The sequence below is a fragment of the Variovorax sp. 54 genome (assembly GCF_002754375.1).
In the GTDB taxonomy this organism is placed as follows: Bacteria; Pseudomonadota; Gammaproteobacteria; order Burkholderiales; family Burkholderiaceae_C; genus Variovorax.
The window spans coordinates 127,025-145,037 of record NZ_PEFF01000001.1 but is presented as its reverse complement, the minus strand read 5'-3'; the positions used below and the strand labels follow the sequence as shown (position 1 = coordinate 145,037).

The following is an 18,013-nucleotide window of genomic DNA, read 5'->3' as shown; positions in this document are numbered from 1 at the left end:
CTGCATGTGAGCAGGGCGAGGAGGGCGGTGGTGCAGGCGCTGTGCGGGTCAGGCTGGCGCGCTTCGACCGATGCGAAGCACGCGAGCGGTGGGCGTTCAGTTCCGCGAAGGAAGCTGAAGCCGGCGCGCGGGCTTCGTCAGGCCGGGCGGGTCGCCTTGACCCCGCCACGTGCAGCGACGTGGCTTGCGCAGCGGATGCGCATCGAGAGGGGGGCAAGGAAGGAGGTCATGCCGCGATCGTAGCGGCGGCATGCGGTAGAGTAAAGAGTCTTTACGAAATTTTCTGCGCCACCTGCTGCATGCGGCTTCGCTGTGGATGCCATGCAACAGCGGCGGGGCCCCGCGATAATTGGCGGTTTGCCCGCCTGCCGCCGCGCGCAACGACCGACGACTGCCTTGCCTTGACGACCCTCACACCTCCCGCCCCCCTGCGCATCGAGTTCCCAGAATCGCTCCCGGTCTCCGGCCGGCGCGAGGAGATCATGGCCGCCATTGCGGCGCACCAGGTCGTGATCGTCTGCGGCGAAACGGGCTCGGGCAAGACCACGCAGCTGCCGAAGATTGCGCTGGCGCTCGGGCGCGGCAAGCTCAATGCCGAGCCCGGCAAGGGCCGGCTCATCGGCCACACGCAGCCGCGCCGCATTGCCGCAAGCTCGGTCGCCAAGCGCATCGCCGAAGAGCTGAAGACACCGCTGGGCGACGTGGTCGGCTTCAAGGTGCGTTTTCAAGACCGGCTGAGCCGCGATGCCTCGGTCAAGCTGATGACCGACGGCATCCTGCTGGCCGAGACGCAGACCGATCCGCTGCTCAAGGCCTACGACACGCTCATCATCGACGAGGCCCACGAGCGTTCGCTGAACATCGACTTCCTCTTGGGCTACCTGCGCGAGATTCTTCCGCGCCGGCCCGACCTGAAGGTGATCGTCACCTCGGCCACCATCGATGCCGACCGCTTCGCGCAGCACTTCGCTTCGGCCAAAGGCCCCGCGCCGACCATCATGGTGTCGGGCCGCACGTTTCCGGTCGAGCAGCGCTACCGGCCGTTCGAGGAGTCGCGCGAGCACGACCTGAACGACGCGATTGCGGACGCGGTCGACGAACTCTGGCGCGACCCGCACAACGCGGGCGACATCCTGATCTTCCTGCCCGGCGAACGCGAGATCCGCGAGGCGGCCGACCACCTGCGCCGCCACGTCAGCCACCAGCCGCTGTTCCGCAATGCCGAGGTGCTGCCGCTGTTTGCGCGGCTCTCGGGCCCCGAGCAGGACCGCATCTTCGAAAGCCACCACGGCCGTCGCATCGTGCTGGCCACCAACGTGGCCGAGACCTCGCTCACCGTGCCGGGCATCCGCTACGTGATCGACACCGGCACGGCGCGCGTCAAGCGCTACAGCTTCCGCAGCAAGGTCGAGCAGCTGCTGGTCGAGCCGATCAGCCAGGCCGCGGCCAACCAGCGCGCGGGCCGATGCGGGCGTGTGGCGAACGGCATCTGCATTCGCCTGTACGACGAGAAAGACTTTGCGGGCCGCCCGCGCTTCACCGATCCGGAAATCCTGCGTTCGTCGCTCGCGGGCGTGATCCTGCGCATGAAGTCGCTGCGACTGGGCGACGTGGCGCGCTTTCCGTTCCTCGAAGCTCCGTCGCCGCGCGCGATTGCCGACGGCTACCAACTGCTCAACGAGTTGGGCGCGGTCGACGACGCCAATGAGCTCACGGCCACCGGGGGCGAGCTGGCGAAGCTGCCGCTCGATCCGCGCGTCGGCCGCATGATCCTGGAAGCCCGCACGCGTGGGGCGCTCGAAGAGGTGCTCATCATTGCCTCGGCGCTCAGCGTGCAGGACGTGCGCGACCGGCCGATGGAAGCGCAGCAGCAGGCCGACCAGGCGCACTCGAAGTTCGATGACGAAAAGAGCGAGTTCAGCGGCTACCTGCGCCTGTGGAAATGGATCGCCGACGCGCGCGGCGGCCACGGTGACACGCACAAGCTGAGCAACCGTCAGTACGAGCAGCTGCTGCGCCAGAACTTCATCAACATCCGCCGCGTGCGCGAATGGCGCGACATCCATTCGCAGCTGCTCACGGTGGTCACCGAGCACAAGTGGCGCATCAACGCCACGCCGGCCGGCTACGAGCCGCTGCACCTGTCGATGCTCGCGGGCCTGCTGGGCAACGTGGGCTGGAAGCTCGAAGACGACGAGGCGTATCTCGGCGCGCGCGGCATCAAGTTCTACAAGCATCCCGGCGCGCACCTGAAGAAGAAGCCCGGGCGCTGGATCGTCGCGGCCGAACTGGTCGAGACCACGCGCCTGTTCGGGCGCGGCATCGCCAACATCGAGCCGCAGTGGCTCGAGCAGGTGGCGGAGCATCTGCTGAAGAAACAGCTGCTCGATCCGCACTGGGAAAAGAAGGGCGCGCAGGTTTCGGCGCTGGAGCGCGCGACGCTGTACGGCCTGGTGGTCTACAGCGGGCGGCGTGTCGATTTCACCAAGGTCGATCCGGTGTCGGCGCGCGAGATCTTCATCCGCGAAGCGCTGGTCGGTGGGCAGTGGGAAAGCAAGTTCCCCTTCCTCACGGCCAACCGCAAGCTGGTGCGCGAAGTCGAAGGCCTGGAGCACAAGGCGCGCCGGCAGGACGTGCTGGTCGACGACGAACTGATCTTCGCCTTCTACGACGCGCAGCTGCCGGCCGACGTGGCCAGCGGCATCACCTTCGAGAACTGGTACCGCCACGCCTCGAAAGACCAGCCGCGCCTGCTGTATCTCACGCGCGACGAGCTGATGCGCCACCAGGCCGCCGGCATCACGACGCAGTCGTTCCCGCCGACGCTGCGCCTGGGCGGTGTCGATTGCGCCGCGAGCTACCTGCACGAACCGGGCGACGCGAAAGACGGCCTCACGGTCAGCGTGCCGCTGTTCGTGCTCAACCAGGTGAACGAGGAGCGCTGCGAGTGGCTGGTGACCGGCATGCTCAAGGACAAGATCCAGGCGCTGCTCAAGAGCCTGCCGCAGCGCCCGCGCTCGCGGCTGGTGCCGCTGCCCGAGTCGGCGACGAAGCTGGCCGAGGAATTGTCGGCGCCCGAACTCTTCGGCACCGGCTCGCTCACCGACGTGCTGCTCAAGCGCGTGCGCGACCTGACCAGCATCGACGTGAAGCGCGCCGACTTCAAGCTCGACATGCTGCCGCCGCACCTGTTCATGAACCTGCGCATCGTCGACGAGCACGGCCGCCAGCTCGGCATGGGCCGCAACCTCGGCGCGCTGAAGGCCGAGCTGGGCGCGCAGGCGCGTGGTGCGTTCCAGGCGCTGGCGGGGCTCAACGTGAAGGCGTCGCCGGCCGCCAAGGCTGCGCCTGCAGCCGAAGGCCAGGCACCGGCGAAAAACACTGCGCCCGAGAAGGCTGCACCCACGTTGCCCGCTGGCCAGCGCTACACGAGCTGGACCTTCGGGGAGCTGCCCGAACTGATGGAAGTGCGGCGCGGTTCGCAGTCGCTCATCGGCTTCCCGGCGCTGCGCGACGAGGGCGACGCCGTGACCATCGAGGTGTTCGACGAGCCCGCCGTGGCCGCCGCGAAGCACCGCGCTGGCCTGCGCCGCCTGTTCGCGCTCCAGCTGAAGGACGCGCTCAAGTACCTCGAGAAGAACATCCCCGACCTGCAGAAGATGTCGGTCGCCTACATGCCGCTGGGCACGTCGGAAGAACTGCGCACGCAGATCATCGACGTGGCGATCGACCGCGCCTTCCTGCAGGAGCCGCTGCCGACCGACGAGTTCGCTTTCAAGAAGCGGCTCGAAGAAGGGCGCGGGCGGCTCACGCTGATTGCCAATGAAGTGGCGCGGCTCGCGGGCGTCATCCTCGTCGAATACGCAGCCGCCGCGCGCAAGATCAAGGACACGAAGATCCAGCCCGAGGCGGTGCAGGACGCGGCGCAGCAGCTGCAGAAGCTCGTCGGCAAGCGCTTCATCGCCGACGCGCCGTGGACGCAGTTGCAGCACTTCGCGCGCTACCTCAAGGCCATCGTGCTGCGGCTGGACAAGCTGCGTGCCGACCCCGCGCGCGACGCGGCCAAGCTGGCCGAACTGAAGCCGCAGGAGCAGCGCTACTGGCGCCTCGTGGCCGAGCGCAAGGGCGTGGTGGACGACCGCATGCTCGAATTCCGCTGGCTGCTCGAAGAGTTGCGCGTGAGCTTCTTCGCGCAGGAGCTGCGCACGCCGCAGCCGGTGAGCGTGAAGCGGCTCGACAAGGCCTGGGCGCAGCTTCAGGCGTAAAAAAAGCCCGCGTCGACGCGGGCTTTCTTCATTGGGGGCCGGGCGCTATATGCGGCCCATGAGCACAAGGATCACCACGATCAGCACCACGAGCCCGAGGCCGCCGCTGGGCCCGTAGCCCCAGTTCCGGCTGTGTCCCCAGCTGGGCAGCGCGCCGATCAGCATCAGGATCAGGACGATCAGCAGAATGAGCGAGAGGGACATGGTTTTCTCCTGGGCGTTTGTTGTAACGAGCCTTCATGCTCATCGCCCCGGGGCGCCGCAAGCGCCGGAGAGCCGCCCCTTCGGCGGTCAGGGCTGTCCTACCGTGGGCGTCGGCGCTTGGCGCGTGCGCCGTCGGAGAGCAGGACGTTCAGCCCGACAGCGAAGGCCAGGAACACGGCGCCGAGCCCGCCGACGATGGTGGCGCCGCCCCACAGGTCGAAGAAGCCGTCGAGCCGGGCATCTTGCGGTGTGGCGGGGTTGAAGAACACGCCCACGACCTCGCCCTTGTCGTAGGCGGGCGGGTTGCTGCTGCTCGGGGGCGAGAACTCGATGATTTCGCCCGAAGGCGCCTTGAAGCGCACCAGCGGACGCCAGGTGTCCGAGCTGTTGCGGCGCGAACTCTCGACGCGCAGCAACTGGGTCACCTCGCCCTGTGCCTTGCCGGCCGATGCGATGAACTTCGTGGTGTTCTGGTACAGCAGCCCTGCGCCCCCGAGCATCAGAACGCCGACGAGCGCGAAGATGCGCGTGATGAGGCGGGTGGATTTCATTCGGCGGCTTTCAACTTTGCATCCACTCGATGGACAGGGTGCCGATGGCGGCCAGCACGAGGCCCATCACCAGGAAGCCTGCCGCTCCCAACGTGGCCAACAACGCCTGTCGCCAGGGGCGCGTGCGAAAGAAGTAGACCGGAATGCCCAGCAGTGGAAAGACACCCGCGAGGAGCGCCGAGCGGCCGGGCGCGGGCACGCCGCGCACCAGGCCGTCGGCCCGGCACCACGTGTAGCACAGCGCCGAGATGAGGAACACATGCACCACGTCGAGCGCGGTGTAGTCCTTGCCGCGCAGCGGCGGCATGAAGGCATCGGCCACGCCGACCACGAGGAACGAGAGGGCCAGGGCCTGCAGGATCCAGCGCGGCCGGTTCATCGTCATCACGGTGCCCGGATCGCGGCGGCCGGTGTCAGAGCTTCGCGAGGCGGTCGAGCGCGGCGAGCAGCGTCTCGTCCTTCTTGGCGAAGCAGAAGCGCACCACGCGCTGGTCGAAGCCGTCGCCGTAGAAGGCCGACAGCGGAATGGCCGCCACGCCGATCTCGCGCGTGAGCCAGAGGCAGAACTCCGATTCCGACAGGTCGCTCACCGCCGAGATGTCCACGCACTGGAAGTAGCTGCCCTCGCTGCGCAGCAGCTTGAAGCGGGTCTTCTCGGCCAGGCCGGCCGCGAACAGGTCGCGCTTGCGCTGGTAGAAGGCCGGCAGCTCCAGGTAAGGCTCGGGCCGCACCATGTACTGCGCGAGCGCGTGCTGCATCGGCGTGTTCACGGTGAACACGTTGAACTGGTGCACCTTGCGGAACTCGGCCATCAGCGGCGCGGGCGCGGCCACGAAGCCGACCTTCCAGCCGGTGACGTGGTAGGTCTTGCCGAAGCTGCTGACGATGAAGCTGCGCGCCGCGAGACCCGGGAAGCGGGCCACGCTTTCATGGCGTGCGTCGTCGAACACCATGTGCTCGTAGACCTCGTCGCTGATCACGAACACGTCGGTGGGCGCGAGCAGCTCTTCGAGCTGGCGCATCTCGGCCTCGGTCCAGACCGTGGCGCTCGGGTTGTGCGGCGTGTTGATGATGATGGCGCGCGTCTTCGGCGTGAGCGCGGCGGCGATCTTGTCGAAGTCGGGGCGGAAGGTGCCGGGCACGAGGGGCACGCGCACGACCTTGCCGCCGGCCAGGTCGATGTTGGGCACGTAGCTGTCGTAGCAGGGCTCCAGCACGATCACTTCGTCGCCGGGACGCACGATGGCCAGGATGGCCGTGATGATGGCCTGCGTGGCGCCGGCCGTGACCGTGATCTCGGTCGCGGCGCTGTAGCTGCGGCCATAGAGCGCCTCGATCTTGGCGGCGATGGCGTCGCGCAGCGACGGGATGCCCGGCATCGGCGGGTACTGGTTGTGGCCGGCCGCCATGGCGGCGGTCACGTCTTCGAGCAGCTTCGGATCGCAGTGGAAATCGGGGAAGCCCTGGCCGAGGTTCACGGCATTCTTCTCGGCCGCGAGCGTGGACATCACGGTGAAGATGGTGGTGCCGACAGCCGGCAGCTTGGTGGTGATCTCGGGCGTGCGGGGAGAAGGCGAAGGGGTGGCGGTGCTCATGGTCGGTCGTCGCGGGGAAAAAGCGGAAGGTCAGAGTTCGTAATCTTGTTGGTGGCCGCTGAGGGCCTTCGCGATCAGGTTGCGGTCGAGCCGGTCGGACAGCAGCTCGGCGAACTTGAAGACGAAGTTGCGAAGGTAGGCGCTGCGCTTGAAGGCGACGCGCGCGATGTTCTGGCCGAACACGTGGCCCATCGGGCGCACCACGAGGTCGGCGTTCGACTCGTCGCGCACGGCCATCTCGGCCACGATGCCCACGCCCAGGCCCAGGCGCACGTAGGTCTTGATCACGTCGGAGTCGATGGCTTCGAGTGCGATGCGCGGCGTGAGCTTCTTCTGCGCGAACGCATGGTCGATGCGCGTGCGGCCGGTGAACGACGGGTGGTACGTGATGATCGGCTCGAGCGCCAGGTCTTCGAGCGACACGCGCTCCTTGGCCGCCAACGGATGGTCTTTGGGGAGCACCAGCACGTGCTGCCACTCGTAGCAGGGCAGCGTGACCAGCTCGGCGTAGCCGTCGAGCGATTCGGTGGCGATGCCGATTTCGGCGATCTCGTCGATCACCATGCGCGCCACCTGGTCGGGCGAGCCCTGGTGCAGGCTCACGTTGACCTTCGGGTAGGCCTCGCGCAGGTTCGCCACGGGCACCGGCAGCACATAACGCGCCTGGGTGTGGGTGGTAGCAATGGAGAGCGTGCCGCTGTCTTGCGCACTGAACTGTTCGCCGATGCGCTTGAGGTTGCCCACCTCGCGCATGATGAGTTCGATGCTCGCGATGACGTGCTGGCCGGGTTCGGTGATGCGCTTCAGGCGCTTGCCGTGGCGGGCGAAGATTTCGACGCCGAGTTCTTCCTCGAGTTCGATGATCGCCTTGGAGACGCCGGGCTGCGAGGTGTGCAGTGCCTTGGCCGCCTCGGTGAGGTTCAGGCCGCGCCGCACGGCTTCCTGAACAAACTTGAACTGGTGCAGATTCATATCAAATTCCGTCTGATTGCGGAATTCATTATGCCTTTGAAGTCTATAAAAATGACCGGGACTTCAGGATTTGATGGCGATCCGGGCCAGCAAAGCGACCAGTTCGGGCGATTCGCCGACGATCGGGGCGAGCGAGAACGCGACCTCGGGCCAGCGCTGGCGCAGGGCGTCGAGCTGCAGCGGCAGGTCTTCGCGGGCGTGCTTGCCCATGCCCAGGAACAGCGGCACCACGTGCACCGCCGTGGCGCCGTCGGCAATCAGCGTGGCGGCGGCGCTCGGCAGGTCGGGCGCGGCCAGTTCCATGTAGGCGCACAGCACGCGCACGGCGGGGTCGTCTGCGCGCATGCGGGCGGCGACGGCCTCGATGGGCTCGCGCCAGCGGGCGTCGCGCGAGCCGTGCGCGAGCAGCACCGTGCCCGGCACCTGCGCGGTCATCGCCTCAGGACCAGCCAGCTGAAGGCTGTGAGCGACAGCACCGAATAAATGAGCCCCGGCGCCGCCGCCGTGAGCCAGGGCGACCAGTTGCTGAGGTTGCCGAGGTAGCCGAACACGTTGTTCAGCAGGAAGAAGCTGATGCCGATCATCACGCCGCCGAACACGTAGGTCGTGATGCCGGCCTGGCGGAAGTGCAGGTAGGCGAAGGGCAGGGCGAGCACCACCATCACCAGGCACGAGAGCGGGTAGAACACCTTGCGCCAGAACTCGATCTCGTAGCGCTGCGCAGTCTGGCCGTTGGCGTTCAGGTGCCGGATGTAGTCGAACAGGTCGATGGTGCTCATGCGGTCGGGCCGCAGCAGCGCGACCGACACCATTTCGGCGGTGAGCGAGGTGGGCCAGTCCATCGAGTCGACCTGGGTGGTCGTGATGCGGGCCTTGTCGGCGGTGCGGGTTTCGTAGTCTTGCTGCTCGACTTCGGAGAGCACCCACTTGTCGTCGAGGATGCGGGCCGACTTGGCCATCAGCTGCTTGCTTACGTAGCCGTTGCCGTCGAACTCGAAGATGCGGGTGTTCTGCAGCGAGCCGTCGCGCGAAATCGACAGCACATTGACCGCATACGAGGTGTCGCCGCGCTTTTCCTTGAGCCAGGCGCCGGTGTTGCCGACCAGCGAGTAGGTGCCCTGGTAGCGCGACTTGAGCAGCTGGCCGGTGCGCCCCGACAGCGGCGCGATGTAGTCGCCGATGGCAAAGGTGAGGATCACGAAGCCCAGCCCCAGCAACAGCAGCGTGCGCAGCGCGCGCCACGGGCCCAGGCCGCTGGTGCGCAGGATGGTGTATTCGGAGCTCTGTGCCAGCCGTGCCATCACGAAGATGCAGCCGATCAGCACCGTGATCGGCAGCAGTTCGTACAGGTGGCTGGGCACCAGCAGCAGCACGTAGATCAGCGCCTGCACCGGCCCATAGGCCAGGCTTTCGGGCTTGCCCACGGACTGCAGCTCGTCGACGAAGTCGAAGAAGAAGAACAGGCTCAGGAAGCCGAGCGTCACGAAGGCCACGGCCTTCAGTGCCTCGACATAGATCAGTCGGCGGATGGTTTTCACGAGGTCGGGTCGATCCGGGAAGGCGGTGCGGCCGGCGGGACGCCGGTGGTGGCGGCAGCGCTGGCGCGGGCCTGGCGGCGGGCCGACCAGTTGTTGTTGCGCAGCGTGAGCCAGGCCGTGGCGAACAGGAACACGCCGCCGTGCAGCAGGAGCATGAAGGAACCCAGGCCGTAGCGGCCCGAGCTGATCCAGCTCTGGCCGAGGTTCAGCAGGTTGTAGTAGACGACGAAGGCGAACAGCGCAAACACCAGGTTGCCGCTGCGCCCCACGCGCGGGTTGACGCTGGACACCGTCAGTGCCAGCAGCACGAAGTTGATGCCGGCCAGCAGCATGCCGAAGCGCCAGCCCAGTTCGCCCAGGCTGGCGTCGCTGCGGTCGCGCAGCAGCGAGAGCGTGGAGCGGGCGCGCGTGGGCGTGCTGTCTTCCGTGGCATTCGAGCTGCCGCCGGCGCGCGTGCCGTAGGTCTTGAACTCGCTGATCTTCAGGCCGGTGGCTTCGAACAGCGGGCGCTCCAGGCGCTGGCCGTTGCTCAGCAGCAGGAAGCGGTGGTTGTCGATGTCCTCGATGCGGCCGCTGCGCGCCGACGTGGTGATCTGCAGGCCGCGCTCGACGGCCCAGATGAACACATTGGTGGCGGTGGCGCCGTCGGGCGTGTCCTTGTCGATGAAGAACACGCGCAGGCGGCCCGAGGATTCGCGGAACTCACCGGGCGTGACGCGCTCGATGTCGCTGCGCGCCTCGTACTGCTGGCGCATGCCGATGGTCTGCGAGTTGGCCCAGGGCCAGCCCACCAGCGCCATGGCCGCGATGAGCAGCAGCACCGGCCAGGCGAAGCGGAACAGCGGCTGGACGAAATCGGCCAGACCGCGCCCGCTGGAGAACCAGATCACCATTTCGCTGTCGCGGTACATGCGCGAGAGCGTGCCGACGATGGCGATGAACAGGCTCAGGCTCAGGATGGTCGGCATGTAGCCGAGCACCGTGTACGCCATCACGAGGAACACCTCCTGTGGGTTCACGCTGCCCTTGGACGCCAGCCCGAGCGTACGGATGAGCATCATGGTCATCACGATGGTGACCAGGACGACGAGGGTCGCTCCGAAGCTGCGCGACAGCTCCTTGCGTAGGGAAGAATGGAATAACATCGTTCGAGGAAAAAAAGGATTATGGACTTTCAACTCAAGACCCTCACCGTCGCCCAGGCCGCCGCCGAGAAATCCGACCTCCTCATCGTGCTGGTCGGCAGCGCTCTCCCCACCGCCAAGGACCCCGTTTCCGTGCTCGCCGCCAGCGCCCGCAAGGCCGGCGACCTGCCCGACAAGGCCGGCAAGCTGCTCGCGCTGTACCGCCCCGAGGCCGTGGTGCCGTCGCGCGTGCTTCTCGCGGCCATCGGCGACGGCAAGGCCGCCTCAGTGCGCAGCGCCGTGAGCGCGGCGGTTGCCGCGGCCAAGGCCAACAGTCCCAAGCGCGTCGTGATCGTCTTCGCGCAGCCGGCCGACGCTGCCGCGGTGGCCGCTGCCGTCACGGCCGCAGCCGATGCCAGCTATGTCTACACCACGACCAAGTCGAAGGCCGAGCCGCGCAGCATCCGCCATCTGACGCTGGGCGTGTCCGAGGCCGCCAGCCCCGCCGTCACCAAGGCTTTCGACGACGCCCGCGCCACGGTCGCCGGCATCGAGCTGGCCAAGGAGTGGGGCAACCGTCCCGCCAATCACGCCACGCCCACGCTGCTGGCCGAAGCCGCCAAGGGGCTGGCGAAGCTGCCGCGCATCAAGTGCGAAGTGCTGGGCCCGAAGGAAGTCGAAAAGCTCGGCATGGGCGCGTTCGCCGCCGTGGCCCAGGGCTCGGCCGAGCCGCTGCGCTTCATCGTGCTGCGCTACCAGGGCGGCGCCAAGGACGAGGCGCCCGTGGTGCTCGTCGGCAAGGGCATCACCTTCGACACCGGCGGCGTTTCGCTCAAGCCTGCGGCCGAGATGGACGAGATGAAGTTCGACATGTGCGGCGCCGCGAGCGTGCTCGGCACCTTCCGCGCGCTCGGCGCGATCCAGCCGGCGATCAACGTGGTCGGCCTGATCCCTTCGTGCGAGAACATGAACGACGGCAAGGCCGTCAAGCCCGGCGACGTGGTCACCAGCATGAGCGGGCAGACCATCGAGATCCTGAACACCGACGCCGAAGGCCGGCTGATCCTGTGCGACGCGCTCACGTATGCCAAGCGCTTCGACCCGGCCGCCGTCATCGACATCGCGACGCTCACAGGCGCCTGCGTGGTGGCTTTGGGCGGCGTGCGCAGCGGCCTGTTCGCGAGCGACGAATCGCTGGCCTCCGCACTCGAGTCGGCCGGCGAGGCTTCGCAAGACCGCTGCTGGCGCCTGCCGCTGGACGACGACTACGCCGAAGGCCTCAAGAGCAACTTCGCCGACGTGGCCAACATCGCCGGCCGCGCCGGCGGTGCGATCACCGCGGCCAAGTTTTTGCAGCGCTTCACGGCCGATTACGCGTGGGCGCACCTGGACATTGCAGGCACGGCCTGGAAGAGCGGGGCGGCCAAGGGCTCGACCGGCCGGCCTGTCGGCCTGCTGGTCTCGTACCTGACGAACCGCGCAGGCAGCAGCCACGCCGCTGTTGCCACGCCGAAGGCCGCCAAGCCTGCAAAGAAGGCCCCGGCCAAGCCGGCCCGAAAGGCCCGGTCCGCGCAGTGACCGACATCGGCTTTCACTACAACGCGCCCGACAAGCTCACCTACGCTTGCCGGCTGGTTCGCAAGGCCGTGAACACACGCGGCCTGCGCGTGGTGGTGGTGGGCGATGCACGTGCGCTCGACACCGTCGACGCCGCGCTCTGGCAGCTGTCGCCGGTCGACTTCGTCGCGCACTGCCGCGCCGACGCGCCGGCGCATGTGGTGGTGCGCTCGCCCGTGATCCTGTGCGCCGAAGGTTCGGACGCGGCCTCGCTGGCGCACCGCGAGATGCTGGTCAACCTCGGCCTTGAAGTGCCGGCCGGCTTCGAGCGCTTCGAACGCATGATCGACATCGTGAGCGACGAGGCCAGCGACCGGCAGGTCGGCCGCACGCGCTGGCGCCACTACGCCGACCGGGGCTACACGATCCAGCCGCACGATTTCGCAAGGAGCGCTTCCTGATGGCCAGCACGCTGCGCACGCCGCCCCGGTTCGTCCCGACGCTGACGACCGTGCTCGAGATTCCGGCCGAGCCCGTGCCGGTCGCCGAGACGGTGCGCCCTTTAGTTCCAAGTAGTGGCGCACCGGTGTCGCAGCCTCCGCAGCCGGACCCCGCGAGCGCTGTTGCATTGCCGCCGTCGGTGTCGCTCACGCCGGCCGAAATCGTCAGCCTCGAAGAGCAATTGCTGCACCGCGTGCTGCAGCGCGTCGACCTGTCGCTGGAAGAGCGATTGAGCGACGCCGTGTCAGCTGCCGTTCAGCATCAGCTCGACGAAATGGTGCCGCGCCTGCGCGGCGAAATCGAGGCCGTGCTGCGCGCGCTCGTCATCGAATCCATGGCCGCTGAACTCTGTGAAAACACAGGGGAAAACACAGGGTCTACGCCAACTTCCGGCGCATAAATCCTCGGCTAAACTGCGCCGCAGGTCGGGATGGCGTGAGGGTGCCGCTGGTCTGCGGCGCGAAACTTGCGAGGTCTGAACGCCCGGATCGAACGACCGGTTTTTATATCTTTTCATCCAAGTTCTGGAGGTTCTCATGCAATTGAAATGGACTGCGGTCGCACTGGCTGCACTCACGCTCGTGGCTTGCGGCAAGAAAGAAGAAGCTGCTGCTCCGGCGGCGCCGGCACCCACGGCTGCGGCTCCGGCCCCCGCTGCGCCTCCGGCTGATGCCCTGGTCGTCAAGATCGGCCACGTCGGCCCGACCAGCGGTCCCATTGCCCACCTTGGCAAGGACAACGAGCTGGGTGCCAAGATGGCCATCGAAGACCTGAATGCAAAGGGCCTCAAGATCGGCGACAAGGTTGCCAAGTTCGTGCTGGTTCCCGAAGACGACGCAGGCGATCCGAAGCAAGGCACGGCCGTCGCCCAGAAGCTGGTCGATGAAAAGGTCAACGGCATCGTCGGTCACCTGAACTCGGGCACCACCATCCCCGCTTCCAAGCTGTACAGCGACGCCGGCATTCCGCAGGTCTCGCCGTCGGCCACGAACCCCAAGTACACGCGTCAAGGCTTCAAGACCACGTTCCGCGTGGTGGCCGACGACACGCAACTCGGCGGCACGCTGGGCAAGTACGCTGTCGAAACGCTCAAGGGCAAGAACATCGCCGTGATCGACGACCGCACGGCCTACGGCCAGGGCGTTGCCGAAGAGTTCGAGAAGGCTGCCAAGGCGGCAGGCGCGACCATCGTGGGCCACGAGTTCACGACCGACAAGTCGACCGACTTCAACGCCATCCTGACCAAGCTGAAGGCCACCAAGCCCGACGTGCTGTTCTTCGGCGGCATGGACGCCGTGGGCGGCCCGATGCTCAAGCAGGTCAAGCAACTCGGCCTGAACGTCAAGTTCATGGGCGGCGACGGCCTGTGCACCGGCGAACTGCCGAAGCTGGCAGGCGATGCCATCGGTGAAGACATGGTGGTCTGCGCCGAGGCCGGCGGTGTCGACGGCGACTTCAAGCAGCCGCTGGAAGACTTCAAGGCCAAGTTCAAGACCAAGAACGGCGTCGAAGTGCAGATTTATGCACCGTACGTGTACGACGCGGTCAACGTGCTGGCCGAAGCCATGGTCAAAGCCGGTTCGTCCGACCCGGAAAAGTACCTGCCTGAAGTCGGCAAGGTGCAATACAAGGGCGTGACCGGCCCGATCGCCTTCGACGAAAAGGGCGACATCAAGAACGGCGCCCTGACGCTCTTCACCTACAAGGGTGGCGTGCGCACGCAGATCGCCGTGGTGCGCTGATCGCATTGCAGCCAACGGTCCTTCATCGGACCGCTTCACGACAAAAGGGCCTTCGGGCCCTTTTGTCATTCATGGATGGGTGGACGGATGGTGCGCGGCGCGCGTCCGGTGTCAGAGCGCTGCAAAGCCCGAAGGGCGGTCGGTGTTGCAGTACTCGATGAAGGCGTCGAGGTCGCGCGACTTGTCGAACACCGCGTCGGCGCCCAAGGCCTCGCAGCGCGCGCGGATGTCGGCGGTGACGTAGTTGCTCAGCACCACGACCCGCTGGCCCGGCCGGCGCTTGCGGCAGCCCGCCAGCACGCCAAGGCCCGAGCCTTCCTTCAGGAACAGGTCGACGATCAGCAACTGCCAGGCGTCGGGGTGGGCGGCCAGCCAGGCAAGGGCGCCCGACTCGGTTTCCGCGAAGCCGACGACATGGCCGTTGACGAGGTCCTCGAGGGCCGGGACCAGGTTGTCCCTGATGGTCTTGTTGTCCTCGACGAGGAACGTGATGAGGGCCATGCCGGGGTTTTGTTCTGTGAACCAATAGCGTAGCGTGGCGCACGCCGACTCCGCGTAGGAGAAAGGAGATGGACGCATGGAAAGCGTGCAGCAATGAACGCTGCCCCGGCCTTGCCCGGCCTTTCTGGTCACATCTTCCAGGGAGCGCATCGCCACGTGTGCGCCGGGACAACAGTTGTTGTGAAGCGACGCAGATTGGCGCGCAGTCCTAGCCTCCGGCCCGCCAGATTAGGACGGGGCCGATGGGGGATTCGGGCGGTGCCCGGGAAGATGCAGAACACCATCCTCTTCACACACCCAAGCCCGCCATGATCAGAAACGCACTCGTGATCGACCAGGTCGAACGCACCGGCTTCGCGCTGGCCACCTTCATGCGCTACGCCGGCATTCCCCGCGTGGACGTGACGCGCAGCGGCCACGGTTTTGTCGAGGCGGTGCAGCGCCGCCGCCACGACCTGCTGGTGGTGGACATCGACACGCCTGAAGTGACGGGCCTGCAGATGATCGACGCCGTGGTCGAGGCCGGCAGCCCCGCCGCGCTGGTGCTCATGAGCGCCCAGCCGCCGCGCATCCTGCAGGCGGCGGCGGACTACGCTCGGGCCCGGGGCGCGCGGGTGCTCTCGGTCATCGCGAAGCCGTGCACCATGGTCACGATGGTGTCGGCGGCGCAGGCCATGGCGCGGGGGCGTTGCAAGGTCGAGCTGCGGCGCCGCACGGCCGCGCCGTCGCAGCAGGCACAGCCGGCTTTCACATCGGAGATCCTGCGCGAGGCGCTGGCCTCGCGGCAGATCACGGCCCACTTCGAGCCGCGGCACTGCACGCGCACCGGTGCGTTGCGCGGCGCCGAGCTGCACGCGTGCTGGTACCGGCCCGACGACACCTGGCTGCCGGCGTCTGAATTCGTGCCTGCCATGGCGCAGGCGGGTCTGCTGGAAGCGCTGACGGAACGCATGCTGGCCAGCGCCTTCGAGTTGCTGGGCTATATGCACATTCCGCCACCCCCACACGAGAGAAGGAACAAACACCATGAAAAAGATTTTCCGAAAGCTGTGCCTCCTGACCGCCCTGGGCGCGGCGCTGGCCGCCAACGTCGCACAGGCCAACGTCATCATCGAAGGCACGCGTGTCATCTTCCCGGGGCAGGAGCGCGAAGTGACCCTCAAGCTCAAGAACACCGGCAAGCAGCCCGCCCTGGTGCAGGCCTGGTTCGACAAGGGCGACCCCAACGTGGCGCCCGAAAAGCTCGACGTGCCGTTCACCCTGACGCCCGCCGTGTTCCGCCTCGATCCGGACAAGGGCCAGACCCTGCGCATCATCTACAGCAAGGAACCGCTGGCGCAGGACATGGAATCGCTGTTCTGGCTCAACGTGCTCGAGGTTCCGCCCAAGAGCGATGAGGCCAACCAGCTCCAGCTGGCTTTCCGTTCGCGCATCAAGCTGATGTTCCGCCCCAAGGGCCTGCCGGGTGCCTCGGAAGACGCTCCTGCCCAGGTGAGCTGGGAAGTGGTTCCTGCCGAAGGCGCCAAGGGCTATGCGCTGCGTGCGAGCAACCCCACGCCTTTCCACGTGAACCTGGGCGAGCTCGAGCTGGTCGTCGGCGGCAAGCGTTTCGACGCCGGCGACGGTTATGTCCCGCCGCGCGGCTCACAGGTGTTTCCGCTCGCAGACCTGAACGAGCGTCCCGCAGGCGATGCACGGGTCGATTACTCGTCCATCAACGACTTCGGCGGCCCCGTGAAGGGCCAACGCCCGCTCGGCGCAGCACCCGCGCGCTAAGCACGGCCCGCAGGCCGGGAGATTCCTTGCCGGCCCCTTCCCACGACACGCCATTTTCGGACGCCGGTTGACCGGCCTCCCGGGGAAGGCTGCGCCCAGCCCCGACTTCCTTTGCACCCCTTACCGCCATGAACAGCTACTTTCAACCCCGTCTTTCCCGCCAGCACCTTCACCTGAGCCCTGTGTGCGCCATGGTGCTGTCCGACTACGCGATGCCCGCCGGCGAGTTCGGCGACGGCGTGCCGCTCTTCAAGTTGATCAAGCGGCGCTTTCCCGACATCCAGATCGTGGTGATCACGATGCTCGACAACCCGGCGGTGCTGCACTCGCTGGTGTCCAGCGGCATTCGCTGCATCGTGAGCAAGTCGGATGCGGTGGCGCACCTGATTCCCGCCATTCATGCCGCCCGCACCGGCGGCACGTACTACTCCCCGACCATGGACGCCGTGGTGCGCTCCATCGACTTCGACGTGCGCAGCCGCAACGCCGCGGGCGTGCTGAGCCAGCGGGAGTCGGAGGTGGTGCGGCTGTATGCGTCGGGGCTCACGATCAACGAGATCGCCGAGCAGCTGCATCGCAGCAAGAAGACCATCAGCACGCAGAAAACCAAGGCGATGGAAAAGCTCGGCATCGAGCGCGATGTCGATCTGCTGCGCTATGCGATGGAAAACGGCCTGACGTCGACGGCCACGACCGCGGCGCCGCAGGCCTGACGCACCGGGCGCGGGCGGCCCGGGACGCACGCCCTGCGGCGTGCGTGGGGTTCAGTCAGAGAACGGCGACTGCCGGGCTGGGCGGCATCGGCATCGGTGCCGCCGAGGTGTTTGTGAGCCCCATCTCCATGCCGTAGCGCACGAGGTCCATGTCGCGCAGGATGCCGAGCTTGGTCATGGCCGAGCCCTTCTGGGTGCTGATGGTCTTCTTGCTGCGATGCAGCAGCGTGGCGATCTCGGTCACTGTCAGGCCGGAGACGAACATGCGCACCACCTCGAGTTCGCGCTTGGACAGCATGGCGTGGGGCTGCGCGTCGGTGCGGTGCGGCGCGGTGCGCGCGGCGATCTCCGCCATGCTCGGCGAGAGGTACCGTCCGTTCGCATAGGCGGCATGCACAGCCGGCAGCAGGTGGCTCACCGAGTCGGCCTTGTTCAGGATGCAGGGCACGCCGAGGTCGAGCAGCGAATGGATGATGCCGGGGTTGTCGAGCATGGTCATCACCACGATCTTCAGCAGCGGGTAGCGCTGGCGGATCAGCGCGAACAGCGCGATGCCGTCGCCGTGCAGGCCGCCCGGCATGGCGTAGTCGGACACCAGGATCTGGCAGTCGTGCAGCTTGAGCAGCTCCATCATTTCGGTGGAGTCGCGCGCAGCGCCCACGACGGTGACGGCGTTGCTTTCGCGCAGCGTGCTTTCGATGCCGATGCGAACAGCGGGGTGATCGTCCGCAATGAGGACGCGGAGGTTGAGTGGCTTCATGGCGGACCTGTCTGAACAGAGTTGTCGTGCCTGCGCGCGCAGTGAGTGCGGCAGGAAGGGCTGCTGTCGATCGCTGCGCCCCGGCGTCAACGACGCTTGGGGGCTGGCTGCGAGTGCTTCAGGCGGTTCCAGCAGGGGATGGCTGAACTTTAGGGGGGCGTGCCGCTGCCGTTAAGCGGCCTGATCCGAATGCGGGGCGCAAATGCATAGGACT

At 67.0% G+C, this 18,013-nt stretch carries 17 protein-coding genes and 1 pseudogene; 8 read left to right on the top strand and 10 right to left on the bottom strand.

The annotated features are described in order from the left end of the window. Positions 1-299: 299 nt before the first annotated feature. A complete protein-coding gene (gene hrpA, locus CLU95_RS00700; protein WP_373667934.1) occupies positions 300-4,265 on the top strand; it encodes an ATP-dependent RNA helicase HrpA in 3,966 nt (1,321 codons plus the stop codon). Positions 4,266-4,310: 45 nt separating this feature from the next. On the opposite strand, the gene CLU95_RS00695 is transcribed toward hrpA, so the two are convergent. The 8 genes from CLU95_RS00695 to lptF form a co-directional block, all read right to left on the bottom strand. Further along, on the bottom strand, positions 4,311-4,469 hold the full coding sequence (locus CLU95_RS00695) for a DUF3309 family protein (protein WP_099789379.1): 159 nt from the start codon (positions 4,467-4,469) through the stop codon (positions 4,311-4,313). Positions 4,470-4,567: 98 nt separating this feature from the next. Beyond that, entirely contained in the window at positions 4,568-5,020 is a 453-nt protein-coding gene (locus CLU95_RS00690) for a DUF3592 domain-containing protein (RefSeq protein WP_099789376.1), read from the bottom strand. A 10-nt stretch (positions 5,021-5,030) separates the two neighbouring features. After that, positions 5,031-5,405, bottom strand: a complete 375-nt coding sequence (locus CLU95_RS00685; protein ID WP_099789373.1) for a rard protein — start codon at positions 5,403-5,405, stop codon at positions 5,031-5,033. Positions 5,406-5,433: 28 nt separating this feature from the next. Then, a complete protein-coding gene (locus CLU95_RS00680) occupies positions 5,434-6,615 on the bottom strand; it encodes a pyridoxal phosphate-dependent aminotransferase (RefSeq protein WP_099789371.1) in 1,182 nt (393 codons plus the stop codon). A gap of 30 nt (positions 6,616-6,645) precedes the next feature. Then, a complete protein-coding gene (locus CLU95_RS00675) occupies positions 6,646-7,587 on the bottom strand; it encodes a CysB family HTH-type transcriptional regulator (protein WP_099789369.1) in 942 nt (313 codons plus the stop codon). Between the two features lie 63 nt (positions 7,588-7,650). Beyond that, a complete protein-coding gene (locus tag CLU95_RS00670) occupies positions 7,651-8,022 on the bottom strand; it encodes a sirohydrochlorin chelatase (RefSeq protein ID WP_099789366.1) in 372 nt (123 codons plus the stop codon). Then, positions 8,019-9,125, bottom strand: coding sequence for an LPS export ABC transporter permease LptG (lptG, locus tag CLU95_RS00665; RefSeq protein ID WP_099789363.1), 1,107 nt, complete (start codon positions 9,123-9,125; stop codon positions 8,019-8,021). Before lptG ends, CLU95_RS00670 begins: the two co-directional genes overlap by 4 nt. Further along, a complete protein-coding gene (gene lptF, locus CLU95_RS00660) occupies positions 9,122-10,270 on the bottom strand; it encodes an LPS export ABC transporter permease LptF (RefSeq protein ID WP_099789360.1) in 1,149 nt (382 codons plus the stop codon). Before lptF ends, lptG begins: the two co-directional genes overlap by 4 nt. Positions 10,271-10,291: 21 nt before the next feature. On the opposite strand from lptF, the gene CLU95_RS00655 reads away from it, so the two are divergent. The 4 genes from CLU95_RS00655 to CLU95_RS00640 all read left to right on the top strand — a co-directional run bounded on the left by CLU95_RS00655 (position 10,292) and on the right by CLU95_RS00640 (position 14,049). Further along, a complete protein-coding gene (locus CLU95_RS00655) occupies positions 10,292-11,827 on the top strand; it encodes a leucyl aminopeptidase (RefSeq protein WP_099789357.1) in 1,536 nt (511 codons plus the stop codon). Then, a complete protein-coding gene (locus CLU95_RS00650) occupies positions 11,824-12,267 on the top strand; it encodes a DNA polymerase III subunit chi (RefSeq protein ID WP_099789354.1) in 444 nt (147 codons plus the stop codon). Before CLU95_RS00655 ends, CLU95_RS00650 begins: the two co-directional genes overlap by 4 nt. Then, positions 12,267-12,707: a hypothetical protein gene (locus CLU95_RS00645; RefSeq protein ID WP_099789352.1), complete on the top strand. Its 441-nt coding sequence runs from the start codon at positions 12,267-12,269 to the stop codon at positions 12,705-12,707. Before CLU95_RS00650 ends, CLU95_RS00645 begins: the two co-directional genes overlap by 1 nt. 136 nt (positions 12,708-12,843) lie before the next feature. Beyond that, positions 12,844-14,049: a branched-chain amino acid ABC transporter substrate-binding protein gene (locus tag CLU95_RS00640; RefSeq protein WP_099789350.1), complete on the top strand. Its 1,206-nt coding sequence runs from the start codon at positions 12,844-12,846 to the stop codon at positions 14,047-14,049. A 111-nt stretch (positions 14,050-14,160) separates the two neighbouring features. On the opposite strand, the gene CLU95_RS00635 is transcribed toward CLU95_RS00640, so the two are convergent. After that, positions 14,161-14,550: a response regulator gene (locus CLU95_RS00635; RefSeq protein WP_099789347.1), complete on the bottom strand. Its 390-nt coding sequence runs from the start codon at positions 14,548-14,550 to the stop codon at positions 14,161-14,163. Between the two features lie 242 nt (positions 14,551-14,792). Here CLU95_RS00635 and CLU95_RS31315 point away from each other — a divergent pair. The 3 genes and pseudogenes from CLU95_RS31315 to CLU95_RS00615 all read left to right on the top strand — a co-directional run. Next, a pseudogene (locus CLU95_RS31315) lies at positions 14,793-15,476 on the top strand (response regulator); the annotation flags it as partial. A gap of 100 nt (positions 15,477-15,576) precedes the next feature. Next, entirely contained in the window at positions 15,577-16,326 is a 750-nt protein-coding gene (locus CLU95_RS00620; RefSeq protein ID WP_099789341.1) for a fimbrial biogenesis chaperone, read from the top strand. A gap of 128 nt (positions 16,327-16,454) precedes the next feature. Further along, the gene (locus tag CLU95_RS00615; protein WP_099789338.1) at positions 16,455-17,039 is read left to right on the top strand and encodes a response regulator transcription factor; all 585 of its coding nucleotides are present in this window, start codon (positions 16,455-16,457) and stop codon (positions 17,037-17,039) included. A 55-nt stretch (positions 17,040-17,094) separates the two neighbouring features. On the opposite strand, the gene CLU95_RS00610 is transcribed toward CLU95_RS00615, so the two are convergent. Then, the gene (locus CLU95_RS00610) at positions 17,095-17,799 is read right to left on the bottom strand and encodes a response regulator transcription factor (protein ID WP_099789336.1); all 705 of its coding nucleotides are present in this window, start codon (positions 17,797-17,799) and stop codon (positions 17,095-17,097) included. Positions 17,800-18,013 lie beyond the last annotated feature (214 nt).